At 71.9% G+C, this 6,907-nt stretch carries 9 protein-coding genes; 2 read left to right on the forward strand and 7 right to left on the reverse strand.

Features of this window, described 5'->3' with window-relative positions; translation table 11 throughout:
- Positions 1-135: 135 nt before the first annotated feature.
- From ACFCY7_RS39065 to ACFCY7_RS39075, 3 genes are read right to left on the reverse strand one after another with little or no spacing between them, the layout of a single operon-like run.
- Positions 136-900, reverse strand: coding sequence for a DUF3710 domain-containing protein (locus ACFCY7_RS39065; protein ID WP_376490842.1), 765 nt, complete (start codon positions 898-900; stop codon positions 136-138).
- Between the two features lies 1 nt (position 901).
- Positions 902-1,414 carry a dUTP diphosphatase gene (gene dut / locus ACFCY7_RS39070; RefSeq protein WP_366305517.1) on the reverse strand — a complete coding sequence of 171 codons (513 nt, stop codon included), beginning with the start codon at positions 1,412-1,414 and terminating at the stop codon, positions 902-904.
- The gene (locus ACFCY7_RS39075) at positions 1,414-1,998 is read right to left on the reverse strand and encodes a PaaI family thioesterase (protein ID WP_367824398.1); all 585 of its coding nucleotides are present in this window, start codon (positions 1,996-1,998) and stop codon (positions 1,414-1,416) included. The genes dut and ACFCY7_RS39075 overlap by 1 nt, the downstream gene beginning before the upstream one ends.
- 58 nt (positions 1,999-2,056) lie before the next feature.
- Here ACFCY7_RS39075 and ACFCY7_RS39080 point away from each other — a divergent pair, with 58 nt between their 5' ends.
- Positions 2,057-2,560, forward strand: coding sequence for a DUF3093 domain-containing protein (locus ACFCY7_RS39080; protein WP_376490843.1), 504 nt, complete (start codon positions 2,057-2,059; stop codon positions 2,558-2,560).
- Between the two features lie 108 nt (positions 2,561-2,668).
- On the opposite strand, the gene ACFCY7_RS39085 is transcribed toward ACFCY7_RS39080, so the two are convergent.
- The 4 genes from ACFCY7_RS39085 to ACFCY7_RS39100 form a co-directional block, all read right to left on the reverse strand.
- Positions 2,669-3,700, reverse strand: coding sequence for a hypothetical protein (locus ACFCY7_RS39085; protein ID WP_376490844.1), 1,032 nt, complete (start codon positions 3,698-3,700; stop codon positions 2,669-2,671).
- An 11-nt stretch (positions 3,701-3,711) separates the two neighbouring features.
- A complete protein-coding gene (locus ACFCY7_RS39090) occupies positions 3,712-4,008 on the reverse strand; it encodes a DUF4193 domain-containing protein (RefSeq protein WP_003955561.1) in 297 nt (98 codons plus the stop codon).
- Positions 4,009-4,403: 395 nt separating this feature from the next.
- Positions 4,404-5,642: a sensor histidine kinase gene (locus tag ACFCY7_RS39095; RefSeq protein ID WP_376490845.1), complete on the reverse strand. Its 1,239-nt coding sequence runs from the start codon at positions 5,640-5,642 to the stop codon at positions 4,404-4,406.
- A gap of 4 nt (positions 5,643-5,646) precedes the next feature.
- On the reverse strand, positions 5,647-6,300 hold the full coding sequence (locus tag ACFCY7_RS39100) for a response regulator transcription factor (protein ID WP_376490846.1): 654 nt from the start codon (positions 6,298-6,300) through the stop codon (positions 5,647-5,649).
- Positions 6,301-6,664: 364 nt separating this feature from the next.
- Here ACFCY7_RS39100 and ACFCY7_RS39105 point away from each other — a divergent pair, with 364 nt between their 5' ends.
- Positions 6,665-6,838, forward strand: a complete 174-nt coding sequence (locus tag ACFCY7_RS39105) for a hypothetical protein (RefSeq protein WP_017237673.1) — start codon at positions 6,665-6,667, stop codon at positions 6,836-6,838.
- The last annotated feature ends 69 nt before the right edge of the window (positions 6,839-6,907 follow it).

The following is a 6,907-nucleotide window of genomic DNA, read 5'->3' on the forward strand; positions in this document are numbered from 1 at the left end:
CCCGTACGAAGACGTACGGGAAGCGGCCCACCGGGCGGAGCAAGGGGTGCCCGGCGGGGTCGGGGTGGACTCCGCCGGTCGAAACGTGCGTGCCCGGCGGAGTCAGGGGAACTCCGCCGGTCGAAACGAGGGTGATCAGCGGAGCTCGGAGATCTCCGGGCCGCGCTGGAGCTGTCCCATGCCGCCGGAGAAGCGGGAGTTCTCCTGCTCCTCCTGCTGCACGCCGTCCGGCACCATCTGCGCGTCGTTCGGCAGCTTGAGCACGATCGGGTCGCGCGGGGCCATCGGGCCGTCGCCGCGGACGACGACGGTGTCCCGGACGATCTGCTCCAGGAGTCCGGCGGCCTCGGGCTGCACGGCGCCCTGCCCGGAGATCACTCCGCGCAGGAACCAGCGGGGCCCGTCGACGCCGACGAAGCGGACCATCTGCACACCGCGGTTGCCGTCCGGCAGCTGTACGGGCACCTGGGCCCGCAGTTCCCAGCCCAGGGGGCCCTCGACCTCGTCGATGACACCGCCCTGCTGGACGATGCCCGTGGCGATCTCGTCGCGGACCTCGCCCCAGATGCCCTCGTTCTTGGGGGCGGCGAAGGCCTGCAGCTGTACGGCGCTGTCGCGCAGCACGACGGTGGCGGCGACGATCGCGTCACCGGCCACCTCCACCCGCAGCTCCATGCCCTCGACTCCGGGCACGAACACGCCACCGAGGTCCACGCGGCCCTCGTCGGGCTTGGCCACCTCGGAGATGTCCCAGGGCCCGTCGGGCCGGGGCGCCGGCGGAAGGTTCACACGGCGCGGGGCCGCGTCGTCCGCGTCCTCGCCGTCCACCGCGTCGACGACCTGCTCGGCCTCGCCCGCCGCGTCCTCGGCGGCACCGCTCTTCTTGCGACGTCCGAACACGTCACTGTCCTTCCCGGTCGGATACGACCGAAGCGTATCGATTCCCACCCGTAGTGCCGTCCACGGCGGCATGACCGCCGGTGGACCCGAAGCCCCCCTCGGCCCGCGCCGAGCCGGGAAGTTCCGCCACCTCGTGGAAGCGCACCTTCTCGACCTGTTGGACGACAAGTTGGGCGATCCTGTCGAATCGTTCGAACCGCACGGTCTCGCGCGGGTCGAGATTGACCACGATCACCTTGATCTCTCCACGGTACCCGGCATCCACCGTCCCCGGGGCATTCACCAGCGCCACTCCGCAGCGGGCCGCGAGACCGGAGCGCGGGTGCACGAAGGCCGCGTACCCGTCCGGCAGGGCGATGGAGACCCCGGTGGGCAGCACGGCGCGCTCGCCGGGGGCGAGCTCGGCGGCCTCGGTGGTCACCAGGTCCGCCCCGGCGTCGCCGGGGTGCCCGTAGGCCGGGATCGGCACCTCAGGGTCCACGCGGCGGATCAGTACGTCGACAGGGTTGCGCATCAGGGGTTCACCTCGAAGGCGCGGGCGCGCCGGACCTGGTCGGGGTCGGACATGGCGGCCTGGATCTCCTCCGGGCGGCCGTTGTCGATGAAGTGGTCGACCTTGACCTCGACGAAGAGGGCGTCGGCACGGACGGCGACGGGGCCCTCGGGCCCGCCGATCCGGCCGACCGCGGTCGAGAAGATCTTGCGGCCGTGCACGGCGGTGACCGCGGCCTCCAGGTGGAGCACGGTGCCGACGGGGACGGGCCGGACGAAGTCGGTCTCCAGGCGTCCGGTCACGGCGATGACCCGCAGCAGCCAGTTCAGGGAGCCGAGGGTCTCGTCGAGCGCGGTGGCGAGCACGCCGCCGTGCGCGAGGCCAGGGGCGCCCTGGTGGTCGGGGGTCACCGTGAACTCGGCGGTGACGGTCACGCCCTCGCCCGCCCGCGCCTCCAGGTGCAGGCCGTGGGGCTGCCCGCCGCCGCACCCGAAGCAGTACTCGTAGTGCGCACCGAGCAGCTCGCCGGGGGCCGGCGCGTCGGGGTGGCGTACCGGCGGTATGGCGTCGGCCGGCGGGGTGAGGGCGGCAGATGTTGCAGTCACAGGCGCAGACCTTACCCGCGCGGATGGGCGCCGGTCGCGCCGTGCCAAGCTTGGACGCATGCAGCCTTCCGCACCGTCCCCGGCCCCCTCCCCCGCACCCTCCGCCGCGCCGCGCTTCGACGAGCGGCTGACGGCGCCCCGCTCGTGGTGGCTGATCGCGGGTCTGATCGGTCTCTCCGGCGGCCTGATCATGTTCCCGCTGGGTACGGTCCCGATGCTGGGCGGCCTGATCGTGGCGGCGGTCCTCGCCGGGATGGGCGTCTCCTCGTACGGCTCCGCCCGGATCCGGGTGGTGGCCGGTTCGCTGGTGGCGGGCGACGCCCGGATCCCGGTCGCGGCGCTCGGGGCGGCCGAGGCGCTCGACGCGGAGGAGGCGCGCGCCTGGCGCACCCACAAGGCCGACCCTCGCGCCTTCATGCTGATGCGCAGCTACGTGCCCGGGGCGGTACGGGTCGAGGTGGCGGACCCGGCGGACCCGACGCCGTACGTGTACCTGTCCAGCCGCGAGCCGGAGGAGCTGATCGCGGCCCTGGAGGCCGAACGGTCCGGCGCCGAGGGCTGACGGCCGGCGGCGTCTCGACCCCAGGGGCCCTTCGGGGCCCCTGTGTCGTCACTGGGGCCGGTGCCGCTGCCGACCGCTCCCTCGGTGCCCTGCGTCGCCGCCGGGGGCCTAGAAGCCCAGTTCCTTGGGGTTCTCGGGCTGGTCCAGGGGAGGCAGGTCGCGGAGGGCGTCCCAGGGGATCTGGCGGGCGCGCAGGTCCTTGCGGATGCGGGTGGCGAGCTTCTTGGTGTCGCGGCGGTTCATGACCGCTCCGACGGCGGCGCCGACCATGAAGGGCATCAGGTTCGGCAGGTTGCGCACCATGCGTTTCATGATCTGCTGGCGCAGCTCGCGCTTGAGTTGGCCGCCGAGGGCCGCGTTGACGGTGGTGGGCTTGGTGGGGTCGATGCCCCGCTCCTCGGCCCAGGACGCCAGGTAGGCCGCCGAGCGCTGGGTGAGCCGGCCGGGGGGCCGCAGTCCGTAGACCTCGTGCAGCTCGGCGATGAGCTTGAGTTCCACGGCGGCGACGCCGGTGATCTCGGCCGCCAGTTCGGCCGGCATGGCCGGGGGGACCGGGAGCATGGCCGCGGCGCCGATGCCCGCGCCCACGGTGGAGCTCGCGTTCGCGGCGCCCGTGACGAGTTTGTCCGCGAGCCGTTCCGGGTCGAGTCCTGGGAACTGCCTGCGCAGGGTCGCCAGGTCCCGGACGGGGATCCGCGGGGCGAGGTCGATCAGCCGGTCGGCGAGGTAGCCGATGCCGGCCTTGGCGCTGTCGCCGCCGCGTCGCACGCCCTGTGCGACGCCGCGTCGGACGGCGTCGATCCGTTCGGAGTCGATCCTGATCTTGTCGAGCCGGGCCCGCGCGGGGTCGGCGAGGCGCTTGACGGCGCCGAGGCGTCCGTCCTGCCGCGCCACGTCGTGCCCGCCGGTCCGTCCCGCCTCCCGCTCCGCCGGCAGTGCCGGGTCGAGCTCGGCCGCCGCCTCGAGCGAGGCCGCGAGGCCTCGCTCGTCGTCACGTGCGTCGAGGGAGGGCAGGAATGCGGTCTGCACGGCTTCGGGAGCCTCCTGGGCACCCTCTGCCGGGCCTGAGCCGCCCTTGTGCGTCTCCGGGCTCCGAGGGAGCCGCAGACGTCGCTTCCGGGACGGTGTGTCGCCTGCCACGCCGTGCGACCTCAGTCGCAGTCGCGGCAGATCGGCTGGCCGTTCTTCTCCCTGGCCAGCTGGCTGCGGTGGTGCACGAGGAAGCAGCTCATGCAGGTGAACTCATCGGCCTGCTTGGGCAGGACCCGGACGGCCAGCTCCTCGTTCGAGAGGTCGGCGCCGGGAAGCTCCAGGCCTTCGGCGGCCTCGAACTCGTCGACGTCGACGGTCGAGGTCGACTTGTCGTTCCGGCGGGCCTTCAGTTCCTCAAGGCTGTCCGAGTCGACGTCGTCGTCGGTCTTGCGTGGGGTGTCGTAATCCGTTGCCATGTCGCTCTCCCCCTCTGGGTGGTTGCGGTGTCTCCAGCGCACGTAACGCGTGAGAGGTCGGACTTGTGCCCGACCTGAGGCGGAGATTTTGCCTCACATCAAGGTCTGTTACTCAATCGACACCCGTCGCGCGGTCTCGCGAGTGATCGGCTTCGGGTGGCGAACCGGACCGTACACGGTCCTCCGGGCGCCCCACACAGGCGCCACCCCGTGTACTTCCCGTCATTCCGGGCCCCGGAAACCCGGACTTTTCCTGGTTTTCCGAGGGATTTCTCGGTCACGGAGAGTGGAGGTCCGGACACCCTCTCCTGTGATCGATCACACATGAGCGTCTCAGAATCAGGGCCACGGAATTCCGCGCAAAGCGAACAGAACCGGTCGGCTCGTGCAGTGTGTCAGATCGGCAGAGTGACGCGCATCACGAGACCTCCGCCCTCGCGGGGCTCCGCGATGATACGGCCGCCGTGGGCACGGGCCACGGATCTGGCGATCGACAGGCCGAGACCGACGCCCTTGTCGCTGCCGGTCCGCTCCTGGCGGAGCCTGCGGAACGGCTCGAAGAGGTTGTCGATCTCGTACGCGGGAACGACCGGCCCCGTGTTCGAGATGACCAGGACCGCCTGGCCGTGCTCGGTCTCGGTCGTGACCTCCACCCAGCCGTCGTCCGGCACGTTGTACCGCACGGCGTTCTGGAGGAGGTTCAGCGCGATCCGCTCCAGCAGGACGCCGTTGCCCTGGACGACCGCGGGACCCAGCTCGCGCCGGATGTCCACGCCCTTGGCGGCGGCCTCGGCGTGCGTCTGGTCGATCGCCCGGGAGGCGACCTCGGCGAGGTCGACGGCCTTGCGCTCGATGATCTGGTTGTCGCTCCGGGCGAGCAGCAGCAGGCCCTCGACGAGCTGCTCGCTGCGCTCGTTGGTGGCGAGCAGCGTCTTGCCCAGCTGCTGGAGCGCCAGGGGCGCCTCGGGGTCCGAGACGTGGATCTCCAGCAGGGTGCGGTTGATCGCGAGCGGGGTCCGCAGTTCGTGCGAGGCGTTGGCGACGAACCGCTGCTGCGCGGTGAAGGCCCGCTCCAGGCGCTCCAGCATCTCGTCGAAGGTGTCGGCGAGCTCCTTGAGCTCGTCGTCGGGGCCGTCCAGCTCGATCCGCCGGGCGAGGTCGGAGCCGGCCACCTGGCGGGCGGTGCGGGTGATCCGGCCGAGCGGCGAGAGCACCCGTCCCGCCATGGCGTAGCCGAAGGCGAAGGCGATGATGCTCAGGCCGAGCAGGGCGAACAGGGAGCGGCGCAGGAGGTCGTCGAGGGCCAGGTCGCTCTGGTGCCGCAGGCAGACCGAGACGGCGTCGTTGAACTGCTCGCCGGTGCCCGTGTTGGGCAGCTGGCACCAGGACGTGGTCGGCTGCACCTCGCCCTTGACGATCTTGAACGGCAGCTGGGCCGCGCTGTCGCCGAGCGCCTGCGCCGTGAAGAGGTAGATGATCGACAGCAGCAGGATGCCCGCGATGAGGAACATCCCGCCGTACAGCAGCGTGAGCCGTATCCGGATGGTCGGGCGCAGCAGCGGCCGGACCGGGTCCCGGGGGTCCCAGGTCGGTTTCGGTGGCGCCTGGGGGTGCGGCGCCGGTGTGGTGGCCATCAGGTCAGATCCGGTACCCGGAGCCGGGCACGGTGACGATGACCGGCGGCTCGCCGAGCTTGCGGCGCAGGGTCATGACGGTGACGCGCACCACGTTGGTGAAGGGGTCGGTGTTCTCGTCCCAGGCCTTCTCCAGGAGCTGCTCGGCCGAGACGACGGCGCCCTCGCTGCGCATGAGGACCTCCAGGACGGCGAACTCCTTGGGCGCGAGCTGGACCTCCTCGCCCTCGCGGAAGACCTCGCGGCGGTTCGGGTCGAGCTTGATGCCGGCGCGCTCCAGGACGGGCGGGAGCGGCACGGTCGTCCGCCGGCCGAGGGCGCGCACGCGCGCGGTGAGCTCGGTGAAGGCGAAGGGCTTGGGGAGGTAGTCGTCCGCGCCGAGCTCCAGGCCCTCCACGCGGTCGCTGACGTCGCCGGAGGCGGTGAGCATCAGGACGCGGGTGGGCATGCCCAGCTCGACGATCTTGCGGCAGACGTCGTCGCCGTGGACGAGCGGGAGGTCGCGGTCGAGGACGACGACGTCGTAGTCGTTGACGCCGACCCGCTCCAGGGCCGCGGCGCCGTCGTACACGACGTCGACTGCCATGGCCTCCCGGCGCAGTCCGGTGGCCACCGCATCGGCGAGCAGCTGCTCGTCCTCGACGACGAGTACGCGCACGTCGTTCTTCCTTCCCGTCGAGCCGCTGTCCGGGGTGGGGACCGGCTGGATTCCACGCACTGACTGTGCGTGTCCATCCTGCCCCGTACGCGCGTAAACCGGCTGTAAGGCGGGGGTGCGGGGGCCGGGGGCGGGTGGGTGGTGAGCGGGGGGCGCGCGGCGGGGCGCGAAGAATTCACCTGATTCACGGGCCAGTTGAGGTTTCTGTGAGGAAGGGGCTGGGGAGGACGACTGCACACCCCGTGATCACGCCCTGTATGTGGCGCGCCACCTGACGCTCCCTGTCCCCCAGGGGTCGCAGTGTGTGATCCACCCACCCTCGGCACACCCCCGTGCCACCGGACCCACGACGAGGGGGCGCACGATGGACGCTTTCACCGCAGGACTGCTGCACCGCATCAGGACCACGCAGACGGACCTCACGCGAGCTCGTGAGACGGGCGACGACTACCTGGCGGACGTCGAGCAGGCGGAGCTGGACGACCTGCACCGCCTGGCCGCCGAGCACGGCGTGGAGGTCGCCGCGCCGGGCGTCTGACCCGGCTCCACCGACCGACCCGCAGTCACGCCCGCACGCGCACGAGGGCCCCGGCGCCGCTCCCGGCCC

Source organism: Streptomyces sp. NPDC056361 (genome assembly GCF_042262805.1).
GTDB lineage: Bacteria > Actinomycetota > Actinomycetes > Streptomycetales > Streptomycetaceae > Streptomyces.

Coding starts and splice junctions, on each gene's coding strand:
- dut (WP_366305517.1), bottom strand. CDS start 1,414: ATGCGCAACCCTGTCGACGTACTGATCCGCCGCGTGGACCCTGAGGTG.
- ACFCY7_RS39080 (WP_376490843.1), top strand. CDS start 2,057: ATGCAGCCTTCCGCACCGTCCCCGGCCCCCTCCCCCGCACCCTCCGCC.
- ACFCY7_RS39090 (WP_003955561.1), bottom strand. CDS start 4,008: ATGGCAACGGATTACGACACCCCACGCAAGACCGACGACGACGTCGAC.
- ACFCY7_RS39095 (WP_376490845.1), bottom strand. CDS start 5,642: ATGGCCACCACACCGGCGCCGCACCCCCAGGCGCCACCGAAACCGACC.
- ACFCY7_RS39105 (WP_017237673.1), top strand. CDS start 6,665: ATGGACGCTTTCACCGCAGGACTGCTGCACCGCATCAGGACCACGCAG.